This is a genomic window from Streptomyces camelliae, from assembly GCF_027625935.1.
Taxonomy (GTDB): Bacteria; Actinomycetota; Actinomycetes; order Streptomycetales; family Streptomycetaceae; genus Streptomyces; species Streptomyces camelliae.
The window spans coordinates 3,778,087-3,793,612 of the sequence record NZ_CP115300.1 but is presented as its reverse complement, the minus strand read 5'-3'; the positions used below and the strand labels follow the sequence as shown (position 1 = coordinate 3,793,612).

14 protein-coding genes and 1 pseudogene are annotated in these 15,526 nt (G+C 68.6%); 9 read left to right on the top strand and 6 right to left on the bottom strand.

Translation table 11 applies throughout. The features are described from left to right. Positions 1–27 precede the first annotated feature (27 nt). Positions 28–828 carry a Crp/Fnr family transcriptional regulator gene (locus tag O1G22_RS17155; RefSeq protein WP_270082142.1) on the bottom strand — a complete coding sequence of 267 codons (801 nt, stop codon included), beginning with the start codon at positions 826–828 and terminating at the stop codon, positions 28–30. Positions 829–1,284: 456 nt separating this feature from the next. Here O1G22_RS17155 and rpsL point away from each other — a divergent pair, with 456 nt between their 5' ends. The 5 genes from rpsL to O1G22_RS17130 all read left to right on the top strand — a co-directional run bounded on the left by rpsL (position 1,285) and on the right by O1G22_RS17130 (position 8,848). After that, positions 1,285–1,656 (top strand): 30S ribosomal protein S12, encoded by a 372-nt coding sequence (gene rpsL / locus O1G22_RS17150; protein WP_003948652.1) that lies wholly within the window; start codon positions 1,285–1,287, stop codon positions 1,654–1,656. Positions 1,657–1,658: 2 nt separating this feature from the next. Beyond that, positions 1,659–2,129: a 30S ribosomal protein S7 gene (gene rpsG, locus O1G22_RS17145; RefSeq protein ID WP_003998848.1), complete on the top strand. Its 471-nt coding sequence runs from the start codon at positions 1,659–1,661 to the stop codon at positions 2,127–2,129. Between the two features lie 39 nt (positions 2,130–2,168). Next, a complete protein-coding gene (gene fusA / locus O1G22_RS17140; RefSeq protein ID WP_225100424.1) occupies positions 2,169–4,295 on the top strand; it encodes an elongation factor G in 2,127 nt (708 codons plus the stop codon). Positions 4,296–4,451: 156 nt separating this feature from the next. Next, complete coding sequence (tuf, locus tag O1G22_RS17135; RefSeq protein ID WP_225100422.1) at positions 4,452–5,645, top strand: elongation factor Tu; 1,194 nt, start codon at positions 4,452–4,454, stop codon at positions 5,643–5,645. Positions 5,646–5,821: 176 nt separating this feature from the next. Then, entirely contained in the window at positions 5,822–8,848 is a 3,027-nt protein-coding gene (locus O1G22_RS17130; protein ID WP_270082141.1) for a glycosyl hydrolase 115 family protein, read from the top strand. Between the two features lie 118 nt (positions 8,849–8,966). On the opposite strand, the gene O1G22_RS17125 is transcribed toward O1G22_RS17130, so the two are convergent. The 4 genes and pseudogenes from O1G22_RS17125 to O1G22_RS17110 form a co-directional block, all read right to left on the bottom strand. Next, the gene (locus tag O1G22_RS17125) at positions 8,967–9,314 is read right to left on the bottom strand and encodes a hypothetical protein (RefSeq protein WP_270086443.1); all 348 of its coding nucleotides are present in this window, start codon (positions 9,312–9,314) and stop codon (positions 8,967–8,969) included. Positions 9,315–9,397: 83 nt separating this feature from the next. Further along, a complete protein-coding gene (locus O1G22_RS17120; RefSeq protein ID WP_270082140.1) occupies positions 9,398–9,988 on the bottom strand; it encodes a Uma2 family endonuclease in 591 nt (196 codons plus the stop codon). A 52-nt stretch (positions 9,989–10,040) separates the two neighbouring features. After that, positions 10,041–10,389, bottom strand: a pseudogene (locus tag O1G22_RS17115) (helix-turn-helix domain-containing protein); the annotation flags it as partial. Between the two features lie 211 nt (positions 10,390–10,600). Further along, positions 10,601–11,122, bottom strand: coding sequence for an ATP-binding protein (locus O1G22_RS17110; RefSeq protein WP_333492289.1), 522 nt, complete (start codon positions 11,120–11,122; stop codon positions 10,601–10,603). A 137-nt stretch (positions 11,123–11,259) separates the two neighbouring features. Here O1G22_RS17110 and O1G22_RS17105 point away from each other — a divergent pair, with 137 nt between their 5' ends. From O1G22_RS17105 to O1G22_RS17090, 4 genes are read left to right on the top strand one after another with little or no spacing between them, the layout of a single operon-like run. Beyond that, entirely contained in the window at positions 11,260–12,105 is an 846-nt protein-coding gene (locus O1G22_RS17105) for a helix-turn-helix domain-containing protein (protein ID WP_270082139.1), read from the top strand. Further along, complete coding sequence (locus O1G22_RS17100; protein ID WP_270082138.1) at positions 12,102–12,296, top strand: DUF397 domain-containing protein; 195 nt, start codon at positions 12,102–12,104, stop codon at positions 12,294–12,296. Before O1G22_RS17105 ends, O1G22_RS17100 begins: the two co-directional genes overlap by 4 nt. A gap of 4 nt (positions 12,297–12,300) precedes the next feature. Further along, complete coding sequence (locus O1G22_RS17095; RefSeq protein ID WP_270082137.1) at positions 12,301–13,503, top strand: hypothetical protein; 1,203 nt, start codon at positions 12,301–12,303, stop codon at positions 13,501–13,503. A gap of 38 nt (positions 13,504–13,541) precedes the next feature. Further along, positions 13,542–14,204, top strand: coding sequence for a serine/arginine repetitive matrix protein 2 (locus O1G22_RS17090; protein ID WP_270082136.1), 663 nt, complete (start codon positions 13,542–13,544; stop codon positions 14,202–14,204). Positions 14,205–14,214: 10 nt separating this feature from the next. Here the strand turns inward: O1G22_RS17090 and O1G22_RS17085 are convergent, their stop codons facing one another. After that, positions 14,215–15,453, bottom strand: a complete 1,239-nt coding sequence (locus tag O1G22_RS17085; RefSeq protein ID WP_270082135.1) for an MFS transporter — start codon at positions 15,451–15,453, stop codon at positions 14,215–14,217. Positions 15,454–15,526: the final 73 nt, after the last annotated feature.

The window sequence follows — 15,526 nt, the reverse complement described above, 5'->3', positions numbered from 1 at the left end:
GAATCCCAGAAGCCCCAGAACCCCGCCCTAACCCGGCGTTCGCCCCCCGCCCTCACCCTCCGTCGGCCCCGCCGGTGAAGGGATCCCCGGTATTCCCTGGACCTCTGGTGCCGCGGCCGTGGAGGCTATGCGGCGCAGGATGTCGGGGCGGTGGATCAGGAGGGCTCGGCGGCCTGTGGTGACCGCTTGTTTGTCGCGGAGTTCCTTCAGGAGGCGCTGGACCATTTCGCGGGAGGCGCCGACCGAGCCGGCCAGTTCCTGTTTGCTCAGGGGGATCGAGACCTCGATGCCCTCCTCGGTACGGCGGCCGTGGGTGCGGGCCAGGTCCAGGAGGAGGACGGCGAGGCGCTCGCGCACGTTCATGGAGGCGAACTCCAGGCGGCGGCGGTCGGCCGCACGGGTGCGGTCGGCGGTCAGGCCCAGCAGGGCGAAGGACGCGGCGGGGGAGCCCTGCAGGAAGCCGCGGAACTTCTCGTGCTCCACGGCCAGCGACCGCACCGGCTCCAGCGCGGTCACCGTCGCCGAGCGCGGCCGTCCGGTGAGCGCGGCCGACTCGCCGACGATGTCCCCGGGGCCGCGCAGCGCGAGCAGCGCCTCGTAGCCGTTGGCGGCCGCCGCCGTCACCTTGGTCCAGCCCGTGAGCAGGAAGAGCACGTGTGAGGACGGCTCGTGCTGGTGGATGAGGACCGTCCGGGCGGTGTAGGCCAGCTCCCGGCCGAGCGCCAGCAGCGCGGCCCGGTCCTCCGTCTCCAGCCTCGCCAGGAAGGGCACCCGGTCGTCCAGGCCACCGTCGTCCCGTGCATAAGCGCTCGTCCACGTGCTCGTCATGCCGGCCCCCGAATTGTTCACCCGCAGCGGACGGATCAACGTACTGAAAGCGCACCCCGCCCCCGACCCGCAAGAGCGTAAACCGGCCAGCCTCTGTCCCAAGGGCGCCGAAGGCCCCTCCGACCTGCTGTGACGCGGCGCCGGGGCGGCTGGAGCGAGGCCATCGGACAACTGGGGCGAAAGCTGGCTTACGAGGTGAGAAGTCCGGCGTGTCGGGGGCCGCGCCATTTGTTTTGACCGAAGTCCGTGAGGTAGGTACGCTCAGACCTTGTGCCTGGGGTGTGCCCTGGCTCTCGTGCGTGCCTTCAACCGCATGGCGAGCCGTGATATGGCCACCGTGATCTGCGTCCTTTTCGCCTGGCGGCAAGGGTCCGCGGGATTCGACACACCCGACCGCGTGGGTCGGTGACGTCCCAGGTTAGCTGTACCCATCGGCACACAGAAACCGGAGAAGTAGTGCCTACGATCCAGCAGCTGGTCCGCAAGGGCCGGCAGGACAAGGTCGAGAAGAACAAGACGCCCGCACTTGAGGGTTCTCCTCAGCGTCGCGGCGTCTGCACGCGTGTGTTCACGACCACCCCGAAGAAGCCGAACTCGGCCCTGCGTAAGGTCGCGCGTGTGCGTCTGACCAGCGGCATCGAGGTCACCGCTTACATTCCGGGTGAGGGACACAACCTGCAGGAGCACTCCATCGTGCTCGTGCGCGGCGGCCGTGTGAAGGACCTGCCGGGTGTTCGCTACAAGATCATCCGTGGCTCCCTCGACACCCAGGGTGTCAAGAACCGCAAGCAGGCCCGTTCCCGCTACGGCGCCAAGAAGGAGAAGTAAGAATGCCTCGTAAGGGCCCCGCCCCGAAGCGCCCGGTCATCATCGACCCGGTCTACGGTTCTCCTCTGGTCACGTCGCTCATCAACAAGGTGCTGCTGAACGGCAAGCGCTCCACCGCCGAGCGCATCGTCTACGGTGCCATGGAGGGCCTGCGCGAGAAGACCGGCAACGACCCGGTCATCACGCTGAAGCGCGCTCTGGAGAACATCAAGCCGACCCTTGAGGTCAAGTCCCGCCGTGTCGGTGGCGCCACCTACCAGGTCCCGGTCGAGGTCAAGCCCGGCCGTGCCAACACCCTGGCGCTGCGCTGGCTGGTCGGTTACTCCCGCGCCCGTCGCGAGAAGACCATGACCGAGCGTCTGCTCAACGAGCTTCTCGACGCTTCGAACGGCCTCGGTGCGGCCGTCAAGAAGCGCGAGGACACGCACAAGATGGCCGAGTCCAACAAGGCCTTCGCGCACTACCGCTGGTAGTCGCTACCCACATCGAGACCGAGAGAAGACTGAAGCCTTATGGCTACCACTTCACTTGACCTGGCCAAGGTCCGCAACATCGGGATCATGGCCCACATCGACGCGGGCAAGACGACCACCACCGAGCGGATCCTGTTCTACACCGGTGTGTCTTACAAGATCGGTGAGGTCCACGACGGCGCTGCCACCATGGACTGGATGGAGCAGGAGCAGGAGCGTGGCATCACGATCACCTCTGCTGCCACCACCTGCCACTGGCCGCTGGAAGACGTCGACCACACCATCAACATCATCGACACGCCGGGCCACGTCGACTTCACCGTCGAGGTGGAGCGTTCCCTGCGTGTGCTCGACGGTGCCGTGACGGTGTTCGACGGCGTCGCCGGCGTCGAGCCCCAGTCCGAGACGGTGTGGCGTCAGGCGGACCGCTACGGCGTGCCGCGTATCTGCTTCGTGAACAAGCTCGACCGCACCGGTGCCGAGTTCCACCGCTGCGTCGACATGATCTCGGACCGCCTGGGTGCGCAGCCGCTGGTCATGCAGCTGCCGATCGGTGCTGAGGCCGACTTCAAGGGCGTTGTGGACCTGGTCCGCATGAAGGCGCTCGTGTGGTCCGCCGAGGCGACCAAGGGCGAGATGTACGACGTCGTCGACATCCCGGACACCCACACCGAGGCTGCCGAGGAGTGGCGCGGCAAGCTCGTCGAGGCCGTGGCCGAGAACGACGAAGAGATCATGGAGCTGTACCTGGAGGGCCAGGAGCCCACCGAGGAGCAGCTGTACGCCGCGATCCGTCGCATCACCATCGCGTCCGGCAAGTCCAAGGACACCACGGTCACCCCGGTGTTCTGTGGCACCGCGTTCAAGAACAAGGGCGTCCAGCCCCTGCTCGACGCGGTCGTGCGCTACCTGCCGTCCCCGGTCGACATCGAGGCCATCGAGGGCCACGACGTCAAGGACGCCGAGGTCGTCATCAAGCGCAAGCCGTCCGACGACGAGCCGCTGTCCGCGCTGGCGTTCAAGATCATGAGCGACCCGCACCTCGGCAAGCTCACCTTCGTCCGGGTTTACTCGGGCCGCCTGGAGTCCGGCTCTTCGGTGCTGAACTCCGTCAAGGGCAAGAAGGAGCGCATCGGCAAGATCTACCGCATGCACGCCAACAAGCGTGAGGAGATCGAGTCGGTGGGCGCCGGCGACATCGTCGCCGTCATGGGCCTGAAGCAGACCACCACCGGTGAGACGCTGTCCGACGACAAGAACCCGGTCATCCTGGAGTCCATGGACTTCCCGGCGCCGGTCATCCAGGTCGCCATCGAGCCCAAGTCGAAGGGCGACCAGGAGAAGCTGGGCGTCGCGATCCAGCGCCTGGCCGAGGAGGACCCGTCCTTCCAGGTCCACTCGGACGAGGAGACCGGCCAGACCATCATCGGTGGTATGGGCGAGCTGCACCTTGAGGTGCTGGTCGACCGTATGCGCCGTGAGTTCAAGGTCGAGGCCAACGTCGGCAAGCCGCAGGTGGCGTACCGCGAGACGATCCGCAAGGCCGTCGAGCGCGTCGACTTCACCCACAAGAAGCAGACCGGTGGTACCGGTCAGTTCGCGAAGGTGCAGATCGGCATCGAGCCGCTTGAGGGTGGCGACACCTCGTACGAGTTCGTGAACAAGGTGACCGGTGGTCGTATCCCGAAGGAGTACATCCCTTCGGTCGACGCCGGTGCGCAGGAGGCCATGCAGTTCGGCATCCTCGCCGGTTACGAGATGACCGGTGTCCGCGTGATCCTGCACGACGGTGCCTACCACGAGGTCGACTCCTCCGAGCTCGCCTTCAAGATCGCCGGTTCGCAGGCCTTCAAGGAGGCCGCGCGCAAGGCTTCGCCCGTGCTCCTTGAGCCGATGATGGCCGTCGAGGTCACCACGCCCGAGGACTACATGGGTGAGGTCATCGGCGACATCAACTCCCGCCGTGGCCAGATCCAGGCCATGGAGGAGCGGGCCGGTGCCCGCGTCGTGAAGGGTCTCGTGCCCCTCTCGGAGATGTTCGGTTACGTCGGCGACCTGCGCAGCAAGACGTCCGGCCGCGCCAGCTACTCCATGCAGTTCGACTCCTACGCCGAGGTTCCGCGGAACGTCGCCGAGGAGATCATCGCGAAGGCCAAGGGCGAGTAACGCACCGCGTTCACACGCCGTAGGCTTGACTCCGGAGCCTCAAGGGGCAAACAGCCGTAAACCCGGATGTTTGCCCCCGGTTCCGGGCCTTTACAGCAAAGATCACCTGGCGCCGATGAAGTAAGGCGTACAGAACCACTCCACAGGAGGACCCCAGTGGCGAAGGCGAAGTTCGAGCGGACTAAGCCGCACGTCAACATCGGCACCATCGGTCACATCGACCACGGTAAGACGACCCTCACGGCCGCCATTACCAAGGTGCTGCACGACGCGTACCCGGACCTGAACGAGGCCACCCCGTTCGACAACATCGACAAGGCGCCCGAGGAGCGCCAGCGCGGTATCACCATCTCCATCGCGCACGTCGAGTACCAGACCGAGGCGCGTCACTACGCCCACGTCGACTGCCCGGGTCACGCGGACTACATCAAGAACATGATCACGGGTGCCGCGCAGATGGACGGCGCGATCCTCGTGGTTGCCGCCACCGACGGCCCGATGCCGCAGACCAAGGAGCACGTGCTCCTGGCCCGCCAGGTCGGCGTTCCGTACATCGTTGTCGCCCTGAACAAGGCCGACATGGTGGACGACGAGGAGATCCTGGAGCTCGTCGAGCTTGAGGTCCGTGAGCTCCTCTCCGAGTACGAGTTCCCGGGCGACGACGTCCCGGTCGTCAAGGTCTCCGCTCTGAAGGCCCTTGAGGGCGACTCGGAGTGGGTCGGCTCGGTCCTCAACCTGATGAAGGCTGTCGACGAGTCCATCCCGCAGCCCGAGCGTGACGTCGACAAGCCGTTCCTGATGCCGATCGAGGACGTCTTCACGATCACCGGTCGCGGTACGGTCGTCACCGGCCGTATCGAGCGTGGTGTCCTGAAGGTCAACGAGACCGTCGACATCATCGGCATCAAGACCGAGAAGACCACCACCACGGTCACCGGCATCGAGATGTTCCGCAAGCTGCTCGACGAGGGCCAGGCCGGTGAGAACGTCGGTCTGCTGCTCCGTGGCATCAAGCGCGAGGACGTCGAGCGCGGCCAGGTCATCATCAAGCCGGGCTCGGTCACCCCGCACACGGAGTTCGAGGCCACGGCGTACATCCTGTCCAAGGACGAGGGTGGCCGCCACACGCCGTTCTTCAACAACTACCGCCCGCAGTTCTACTTCCGTACGACGGACGTGACCGGCGTGGTGACCCTCCCCGAGGGCACCGAGATGGTCATGCCGGGTGACAACACCGACATGAAGGTGGAGCTCATCCAGCCCGTCGCCATGGAGGAGGGCCTGAAGTTCGCCATCCGTGAGGGTGGCCGCACCGTGGGCGCCGGCCAGGTCACCAAGATCGTCAAGTAAGTTCCGCTTGCTTGAGGGTCACTGACTGACCAAGGCAAGAGGCCCGTACGACTCCGGTCGTACGGGCCTCTTCCGCGTTGTCGAAAGTATTCGTCGCGTACGACCCGTTCCCCCTACGGGTCACTCCCCTCACTATTTGTCATGCCGCTGAGCAAATAGGAGCCGGAGGGGGACGTATGTCCGTGGCGCGCAGAACGGTGCTGGGAGCGGGGCTGGCCGCTGTGCCGGTGCTGGCTTCGGGGCCCGCGTTCGCAGCAGGTGCCGGGGGTCCTGGTCCTCGGGTCACGGACCCGGGCTCGTACATCTCCTTCACCGGCGGGGACTTCTCGCTCGTCGGCGCGCCCGTAGTGGTCAGCCCGGAGGATCACCCCGGGGTCGTACGGGTGGCAGGGGACCTGCGGGACGACATCGCGCGCGTGACGGGCATCCGTCCGGGGACGACGACGGGGCGCTTCCCGGTGCTGCTGGGCACGATCGGCCGCAGCCCGCTGATCGACGGCCTGGTGCGGTCCGGGAAGCTGGACGTGACGGGTGTGCGCGGCCGGTGGGAGACCTCGCTGCAGACGGTCGTGGACCACCCGATGCCCGGCGTGGAGCGGGCGTTCGTCATCGCGGGCAGCGATCCGCGCGGCACGATCTTCGGCGCGTACGACGTCTCGTACGGCATCGGCGTCTCACCGTGGCACTGGTGGGACGACGTGCCGCCGGTGCGCCGGTCCCGGGTGTGGGTGCGGGCCGGCCGCTACACGCAGGGCACTCCGGCGGTGAAGTACCGGGGTTTCTTCATCAACGACGAGAATCCGGCACTCGGCACGTGGGCACCGGCGTACTTCGGCCCCGGGAAGGCTCCTGGCTATCCCGGGGGCTTCAACTCGGCCTTCTACGAGAAGGTCTTCGAGGTCCTGCTCCGCCTGAAGGGGAACTACCTGTGGCCGGCGGTGTGGGGCCGGGCCTTCGCGGAGGACGACCCGGAGAACCATCGGCGGGCGGCGGAGTGCGGCATTGTCATGGGCACATCCCATGAGGCGCCGATGATGCGGGGCATCGAGGAGTGGAACCGCCACGCGAGCCCCGGTCACGACCCCTACGGGGGCACGGGTGAGTGGTCGTACCGGCGCAATGCCGAAGCGATCCGCGCGTACTGGCGAGCCGGCATCCAGCGCATGGTGGACCAGGGCTTCGAGGGCGTCGTCACGCTCGGCATGCGGGGCAACGGCGACACGGGCCTGCCCGACGGCGACGGCATCGAGCTGATGGAGCAGATCATCGCCGACCAGCGGAAGATCATCGAGGAGGTGACGGGGAAGCCGGCCGCCGAGACCCCCCAGGTGTGGACGTTGTACAAGGAGGTGCAGCGGTACTGGGACCGCGGCCTGCGCGCCCCGGACGACGTCACGGTGGTCCTCACGGACGACAACTGGGGCAACATCCGCAAACACCCGGACGGCACTCGGACCGGCGGCTTCGGCCTGTACTACCACTTCGACTACGTGGGCGCGGGCCGCAACTACAAGTGGGTCGACACGGCCAACGTACGCAACGTCTGGGACCAGCTCCACCAGGCCCACGCCTACGGCAACCACGGGCTGTGGGTGGCGAACGTGGGCGACCTGAAGGGCAACGAACTGCCGACGGAGTTCTTCCTGTCGTACGCCTGGAACCCCGAGGCGTGGCCGCTGGAGCGTGTGGGCGAGTGGGAGGAGCGCTACGCCCGCCAGAACTTCGGGGAGACCTCGGCGCGCGAGATCGCGTCGGTACTGGCGGCGTACGGCCGCCTCCAGGCCCGCCGCAAACCGGAGCTCCTGAACCGCCGGATCACGATGGTGGACGGCAAGGTGGTCTACGACGACCAGCGGACCCCGTACTACTTCGCGCACCGGGAGCTGGAGCGGGTGACGGCGGAGTGGCGGATGCTGGGTGACCGGGCGGAACGTATCGCCCGCCGGCTGCCGGGTGAACTTCAGGACGCCTGGTACGAGCTGGTCGGCTACGAGGTGACGGCGACGGCGAATCTGTACGGCCTGCGGGCGGCGGAGTTCACGAATCTGCTGTACGCCGGTCAGGGCCGGGCGGCGACGAACGACCGCGCGGCGCAGGCGGAAGCGGCCCTGGCGCGGGACTTCGCGCTGGCGGACCGCTTCAACTCGCAGGTGGCGGGCGGCAAATGGAAGGGCTTCCAGACCCAGCCGCACATCGACTACGGCGACGTGGACCGCTATGGCCCGAACGCGGGCTGGCAGCAGCCGGAGAAGGACAACGTGGCGCTGCCGGATGTCCTGTTCCCGGCGGTACGGCGGATCGAGGTGCCTTCGGGCGCGGACCTGGGCGTGTCGGTGGACGGGGCGGAGGACGCGGGGGAATGGTGGCCGGGGGGTTCCTCCCGGCCGCAGGCCTCGCTTCCGCCGTTCAGCCGGTACCAGACGCGTCCGCAGCAGTACGTGGAGATCTTCAACAGGGGTCGTACGCCGTTCGAGTACGAGGTCCGGTCGTCGGTGCCGTGGCTGGTGGTGGACCGGCCTCGGGGGCGGGTGGACCAGCAGGTGCGGGTGGAGGTCCGGGTGGACTGGTCCCGGGCTCCTTCCGGTGGGGCCGAGGGGGCGCTGACGGTGACGGGCGCCGGGGCGTCGGTGACGGTGCGGTGTGTGGCGGAGGGGGCGCCGGCTGCGGGGCTGCGGGGCTTTGTGGAGGCGGGCGGGTATGTGGCGATCGACGCGGAGCACTACGACCGTGCGGTGGGCGATTGGCGCCGGCTGGACGGCATCGGGCGGACGGGGTCGGGGATGACTCCGTGGCCGGTGACGGCCCCGAGCGTGACCCCGGGCGGCTCTTCGCCGAGGTTGGAGTACGAGGTGAGCCTGCTGTCCGGTCCCGGGGAGGTGACGGTGTGGGCGTACGTCTCGCCTCGTAACCCGGCGCTGCCGGGGGTGACGGGCCTGAGCTACGGGGTCTCCCTGGACGACGGCCCGATCCGGACGGTGGACATCACGGCGGGGGCGGACGACGGGGCGCTGAACGCGGTGTGGGCCCGGAACACGTCGGACAATGCCAACCGGACGGCTACGCGGCACATGGTGAGCTCGGCGGGGGTGCACCGGCTGACGTTCTGGATGGTGGATCCGACGGTGGTGGTGCAGCGGTTGGTGGTCGATACGGGTGGGATGCCTGAGCTGTACTTGGGGCCGGGGGAGAGCCGGAGGGTGTGAGGGGCGGGCGCCACGAACCTCCTGAGTCTGCTGCGTACGACCGCTGGTGGGCTGCCCTGAGCTGACCGTCGAGCGGCTCTGGCTTCCTTCGCTCCGAAGGCGTACTCCCACTTCCAGCTCACGTGCGGACCGCCTGCATGGCCTCGTCCAGAACGGCACTCAGCTCCCGCAGGGCTTCCCGAGCGGCGACCGGGTCCTCGTGCTCCAGATGGTCCTTCGCCCGGGCGTACCTGGACGACAGGTCGGGACGGCGGGCGATCTCGATGTCCCTGGCCCACGTCAGGACCCAGCTCTGCACCGGGCTCACGGACTGCCATTCCACGGCCTTGGCGAGGGCTTCGTCCTTCGTGGCCTGCATCTCCTCCAGACGGGCTGGAGCGACGACGGCGAGGGCTGCGCGCAGCGCGTCAGGAGTCTGCGCTGGACGGGGAATCAACTCGTGCCCATGGTCGGCCTGAGTGCAGATGGTGTCCTCCAGAGTTGCCTTGGCCAAGTTGTTCGGTCGGGACACTGGTCAGGCGGTCCAGGGCCAGGAGGAAGGCGGGGCGGTCAGCTGTAGAGCGGCAGACCTTCGGTCGAGATCGTCCAGTCGGCGATCGTGACGTCCTCGCCGTAGACGAAGTCCTTGCGGGTGGCGTAGCGGGGGCCGTCCGGGGTGGGGTGGATGTCGGTGAAAACCGCGCCGGTGCCGGTACGGGGGTCGAAGATCGCGTAGACCGGGATGCCGATCAGGGGATAGTCGCGGAGCTTGCTCACCCAGTCGTTCTCTGGGTTGGAGCGGGAGACGATTTCGATGGCGGCGATGAGTGTGCGGGGATCGAAGGACCCGTCACCCTCCATATCCGCCCAGGCGATCACCATCACGTCGGGGTGCCGCAAGATGGTTTCGGGCTCGTCCTCCACGTCGGGCTCGCCCGTGTGGGCCACGATCTCCTCCGGCATGACCTTCTCCAGGCGCTTCCGAAGGTGCAGCGCGGTCAGCTCGTGCTGCCTCACGGGCGACATCATGTCGTGGACGAGTCCTTCCTTGGTGATCTCGAACTTGCCGGGGAGGGTGTCTTCCACGGACTGAACGAAGTCCCGCATGGCTCGATAGGCGTGGGAGGGGCCCTGCCGCGCGCTGTCCGGTGCGATGGTCATGGCGCTCGCTCCTCGTCGTCTGTGCCCACGGGCAAGGATCGTCGCATTCATGCTAGGCGGCCTCCGGGAGATCGGTTCGGCAGTCGCGGCAGCGGCCGGGGTGGCGCGCGCAAGGCGCGGTCGCAGTTGTCGCAGGTCTGGAGGGGGTGTCGTACGGGTGGCGGGGTGGTTGGTGCGCGGAACGGGGGCGGGGGTGGCAGCTGGGTGGCGAGGCGGTGGGCCAGGAGGGCGGCCGGGCGGCACAGGGGTTCGTCCGGCAGGCCGTGGGTCAGGGCGTGGCGTGTGGCGGTAGGGCTGACGTCCCGTTCCAGCCAGGCGGCGACGCCGGGGGCCAGATGCGCGGTGTCGCACTCGGACAGGAGCAGGCGCCGGTCATGGTCGCGCAGGCCCGCGAGCAGGTCCGGTTCGGGTGCTTGTTGCCCGCAAAACCGGACTGGGCGTGCGGGGGCGCGCTAAGGTGCTGGGTGTCCATCGGGAAGTCCTTACCTTCCTCGGTGGTCAGGCCCTCGCAACGGGATGCCAGTCCCGGCGAGGGCCGTCGCATGTCTGCGGTTGTGTTGCGCCGAGCGTAAGGCAGGCAAAGGGCCCGAAATCCAGCTGAGTTGGCGATGTTCACCCGCGTGGGTGAGTTTGCGCCGTGGGCGGGAGAGATGGGGCTTGGTTGGGTTCTTTCACCCTCGTTTTACTTTGGGGAAGACCGCCCGTCACACCGGAGCGCGGGCGGCCGGGTTCGGGTGCCGGGACGGTGATCTCGGCCCAGACGGTCTTGCGCGGGGTGGGCCCGTCGGCCACTCCCCAGCGGTCGGCCAGCGCGGCCACGAGGATCAGGCCGCGACCGTATTCGTCGTCGGGGGACGTGCGTTGGGCGCGGGGCGGAAGGTCACCGCGTGTGTCCGTCACCTCGATGCGGAGCGTGTCGCCGACGACGTAGAGCGTGAGCCGGAAGTCCCGGCCGGGTACGCGCCCGTGGGTGACGGCATTGGCTGCCAGCTCGGCCACGATGTGCGCCGCCGAGTCCAACGGGAGTCCCCAGTCACGGAGTTGTTCAGTGGCGAGCAGGCGGGCGAGGCGGGCTCCGCGAGGTGTGGGGGACAACAGCACCGTGAAGTTGGGGATGGTGGTTTCTGGAATCACGTCACTCAGCGTGGCTGAGCGTGCTTACTTGGGTAAGCGGCAAAGCCTTTACGGCCTGTGACTGTCCCCGCTTTGTCTCGGCTGTCTCGGCTGTCTCGGGCGTTGTACGGGTACGAGTGCGCGTCGGAGGAGGAGTCATGAACGACGGTGTGGACGAGGCGGGTTGGGACGTCGAGCCGGGGGACGAGATCGAGCCGGTGGTGCAGGCGGTGGGGCGCTTGCTCAAGGTGTGCCGGGAGTCGGCCGGGGTGAGTGTGGCCGAGCTGGCGGAGACCCTCAGGTACGGCGAGGACATGATCCGCAAGATCGAGCGCGGGACACGCATTCCTCGGCCGGAGGCCCTGGACAAGGCGGACCAGATCCTCAAGGCGCAGGGGCATCTGAGGGCGTTCATGGAGGATATGAGGAAGGCCCGGTATCCGAAGAAAGTGCGAGAGCTGGCGGAGCTGGAGGGGCGTGCAGTGGAGATGCTCCTGTACAGCAACCACAATATCCATGGCCTGTTGCAGACGGAGGAGTATGCGCGAGCGCTGCTTCGCACTTGGCGTCCGGCTTACTCGCTGGACCAGCTGGAGCGCATGGTGGCCGCACGCATGGCCCGGAAGTCCGTCTTCGAGCGCTCGCCCGCGCCGGAGTTCAGCTTTGTCCAGGAAGAGGTGACGCTACGGCGCCCGGTCGGGGACACAATGGTGTTGCGCCGACAGCTCGAACACATGCTGGAGGTGGCCCGGTTGCCGTTCGTGGAGCTTCAGGTGATGCCGACCGCCCGCGCGAACCACCCTGGTACGGGAGGCCGGATCCAAGTGCTGAAGTTCGCGGACGGTACGGGGATGGGCCGTACCGACGGTGACTTCTCGGGGCGCCCCGTCTCGAACCCGAGGCAGCTCCGAGTCCTCGACCTGCGCTATGGCATCATCCGGGCTCAGGCGCTCACGCCAGAGGAGTCTCTGGTCTTCATCGAGAACGCACTGGGAGAACTATGAGCACCCCGGAACTCCACTGGTTCAAGAGCAGTTACAGCGACAGCAGCAACGGCAATGACTGCGTCGAGGTCGCCGTAGCGGCCCCCACCACCATCCACATCCGCGACTCCAAGAACCCCACCGGCCCCCGCCTCGGCCTCGCGCCGGAGGCCTGGTCGGAGTTCGTTCGCACGCTCAGACTTGGAAAGTGAACCCGTGAGCACCGTCCCGCCCCCCGATCACCCCGAAGAGTCCTCCATACCCGACGAGCAGTGGGAGGCGTTCCTGCGCGAGGCCGTGGAGGAGGGTGGCCGGAACGCGCCGAAGGAGCCGTCCGCGCGGGCGCGGATGGTGACCCGTCGGCTGCGGGAGCAGGATGAGGCGACGCGGCTCCAGGTGATCGAGGGCGGCGGCCGGCGGCGGTGGTGGCAGCGGAAGCGGGTGCAGGAGCCGCAGGGATGGCGCACCGGCCCGGCCTGGCGGGAGATGAACGGGCGGAACAGCAGGCGCCGCACCGTGGGCTCGGTGATCGGCGTGGTGCTGGCGGTGGCGCTCGCCGTCATAGCCGTACGGCCGTCGCTGCTGCTGGACCGGCTTCCCGGCCGTCACCACACCTCCTCCGCACCGCTGCCCGCCGAGACGGCGCTGCCGTCCAGCGCGCCGGGCGGGGTCGGCCAGGCCGGACTGCCCACCCTCAAGGACCCGTTCCGCGGTTCGCCCGCCCTGCGGTGGGCCGAAGGGGCGGACGCCATCGAGGTGCCGCAGGCGAAGGCCGTGGGCGGGATGAGCCAGGAGGACGTGGCCCTCGCCCTGCGCCGTACCAAGGAGTTCCTGGTCGGCACCAACCTGGACCCGGCCGTGCTGCGTGGCGGACAGCCCGACGCGGCGCTGGCCCTGCTCGACCCGCGGCAGCCCCACACACTGTCCGACCTGCGGCGCTCGCTGCGCACCCCGGACCGTGACCACGACCCCCTGCACCTGGTGACCCGCTTCGACCCGTCGGAGGTGGCCCTCGCCGGTGACGTGGTCAAGGTGCGCGGCCATATGACGTTCTCCGCCGGTGCCGCGGGCGAGGTGCGGGTGCACGCGGACTACACCTTCGTCTACCCGCTGGTCCGGGCCGGTGGAAAGGGCGGTGGCGATGTCGTGGCACGGACGATCATCCGCCGCGACCTGACCATGGTCCTGCTCGACCCGAGCAAGTGGATCGCGACCGAGGGCAAGCTCGGGATCCGGTCGTCCGACAGCGAGTTCTACAACAGCGAGTGCGGCGTCTACGACGGCTACTACCACCCGGTCTTCCCGGACAGCAGCCCCACGGGCGCCCCTGCCACGGGCCCGACCGCGGACCCCTACGACCGCAGCAAGTCCCTGACGGACGACCACCACAAGGGCTGCGGCACGGTGAGCCGCACCTGAAGCGGAGCTCAACGCTCCGTTGGCTACCATGCGTTGTTGTGGCCACACCAACTCCCTGGGGACCGCCGTACGGCGGTCCGCCGCCCCTCCCGCCGACCATTCCGGCGAAGGACCTGCGGCCTCGGCGTATCTGGTACGTGGTGGCCGCACTGCTGGGGCTCGTGCTGGCCGGTGTCGGTACCGCCTTCATCGTGGTGACGGTGAAGAACACGCTGGACTCGATCGACACCGCCCGGAGTTTCTCCAGCGGTGACGCGCGGACGTTCAGCTTCGTCCAGGGGAAGACCAAGGCGATCTACGTCTCCCAGTCCGGGAAGGGCCGGGTCCAGTGCCGGATCCCGGAGCTGGGGTCAGGGGCGATGACCCAGCCGGACAGCACCTTCCGTATCACCCTGGGTTCCCGCACCTGGGAGCGTGTCTTCGAGGTGAAGCCCGGCAGCAGCGGTGACTACACGCTGACCTGCACCTCGGAGCTTCCGGCCGAGTTCGCGGTGGGAGACCAGCCCCGAATGGGGGCTACGGTCCGCGGTGTCGTCGCGGGCGTCGGCTGCATCCTGGCCGCGGTCGCCTCGTCCCTGGCCATCATCATCGTCACCGCCGTCCGACGCGGCCGTCACCGCCGACGGCTCATCCCGCCGCCGCAGTGGGGCCCACCGCCCTACGGGTACGCGCCGTGGCCCCCGTACGGCCCGCGGTCCTAGTGTGGCGGCATCATCGTCGTCCCGTACGCCGCCGAAGGCCCACGGCCCACACCACCAGCCCCACCGCAAGGAGCGCCGCTCCCGTCGCCGGGACCGCTTCCCAGCCGCCGAACCGGTACGCGGTGACGCCGATCGCGGAGCCGGCCGCACCGCCGAGGTAGTACGACGTCATGTAGACCGAGGCGATCCGGGCCCTGGGGTGGTCCGGAAGGTCGTAGACGACGCTCATGTTCAGCAGGTGGACGCCGTGCACCACGACGTCCAGCACCAGGACCCCGGCCACCAGCCAGGCCAGGCTGCGGCCGCCCGGCCACAGCGCGGCGAACGCGGCCACGCCCAGGGCGAGCAGCACACCGGTGGCCACCGCCTCGCGGCCGGTGTCGACGATTCGGCCCGTCGCCTTGGCCGCGATCGCGCCCGCCGCGCCCACCAGCGCGAACAGCCCGATCGCGGACGTGCTCCAGCCGTAGTGGGGTCCGGCGAGCAGGAACGCCGAGGTGGCCCAGAAGACGCTGAAGGCGGCGAAGCAGCACGCGCCGATCAGTGAGCGGCGGCGCAGGACCGGTTCCGCGGCGGCCAGCCGGAGCGTGGCAGCGAGCTGGGCGCCGTAGCCGAGGGACACGTCCGGCGGGGACGGGGGCAGCAGTCGTACGAGGAGCAGGGCCACGGCCGCCAGCGTTCCGGCCGCGGCCAGGAACACCGTGCGCCAGCCGAAGGCTCCGCCGAGCAGCCCGGCCGCCGTACGGGAGCACAGGATGCCGAGCAGGACGCCGGTGAGCAGGGTGGCCATCGCCCGGCCGCGCTGGTCCGCGGGCACGATGGAGGCCGCGTACGGGATGAGGATCTGGATCACGACCGCCCCGGCGCCCACGGCGAAGCCTCCGGCCTGCAGTACCCACAGTGCGGGGGCCGCTCCGGACAGGAGCATTCCGGCGCCGGCCGCGCCGAGCAGGATCGCGATCAGCCGGCGGCGCGCGACGATGTCGCCGAGCGGGACGATCAGCAGCAGGCCCAGGGTGTAGCCGGCCTGGGTGGCGGTCACCAGCGCGCCGACGGCGGAGGGGGAGGCGCCGTAGGAGTCCGCGATCCGGGGGAGCAGGGGCTGGCAGTAGTAGAGACAGGCGGCGATCAGGCCGCAGGCCGCCGCGAGGAGGGTGATCAGGCGGGGGTGCGGTGCGGAAGGGGCGGCGGTCTCGTCCGTCGGCAGCTGATTCGGGTCTGTTCTTCCGGTCGGGGCGGGAACGGTCATGACAGAGACGCTAGGCAGTGACCGGACCCCACCCAAGATCCAATACTGGCCGCCGTGAGTGACCCAATCCGCC

Excerpts from the sequence above, each read along its gene's own strand:
- O1G22_RS17155 (WP_270082142.1), bottom strand. The coding sequence starts at position 828 with ATGACGAGCACGTGGACGAGCGCTTATGCACGGGACGACGGTGGCCTG.
- rpsG (WP_003998848.1), top strand. The coding sequence starts at position 1,659 with ATGCCTCGTAAGGGCCCCGCCCCGAAGCGCCCGGTCATCATCGACCCG.
- fusA (WP_225100424.1), top strand. The coding sequence starts at position 2,169 with ATGGCTACCACTTCACTTGACCTGGCCAAGGTCCGCAACATCGGGATC.
- O1G22_RS17130 (WP_270082141.1), top strand. The coding sequence starts at position 5,822 with ATGTCCGTGGCGCGCAGAACGGTGCTGGGAGCGGGGCTGGCCGCTGTG.
- O1G22_RS17120 (WP_270082140.1), bottom strand. The coding sequence starts at position 9,988 with ATGACCATCGCACCGGACAGCGCGCGGCAGGGCCCCTCCCACGCCTAT.
- O1G22_RS17105 (WP_270082139.1), top strand. The coding sequence starts at position 11,260 with ATGAACGACGGTGTGGACGAGGCGGGTTGGGACGTCGAGCCGGGGGAC.
- O1G22_RS17100 (WP_270082138.1), top strand. The coding sequence starts at position 12,102 with ATGAGCACCCCGGAACTCCACTGGTTCAAGAGCAGTTACAGCGACAGC.
- O1G22_RS17085 (WP_270082135.1), bottom strand. The coding sequence starts at position 15,453 with ATGACCGTTCCCGCCCCGACCGGAAGAACAGACCCGAATCAGCTGCCG.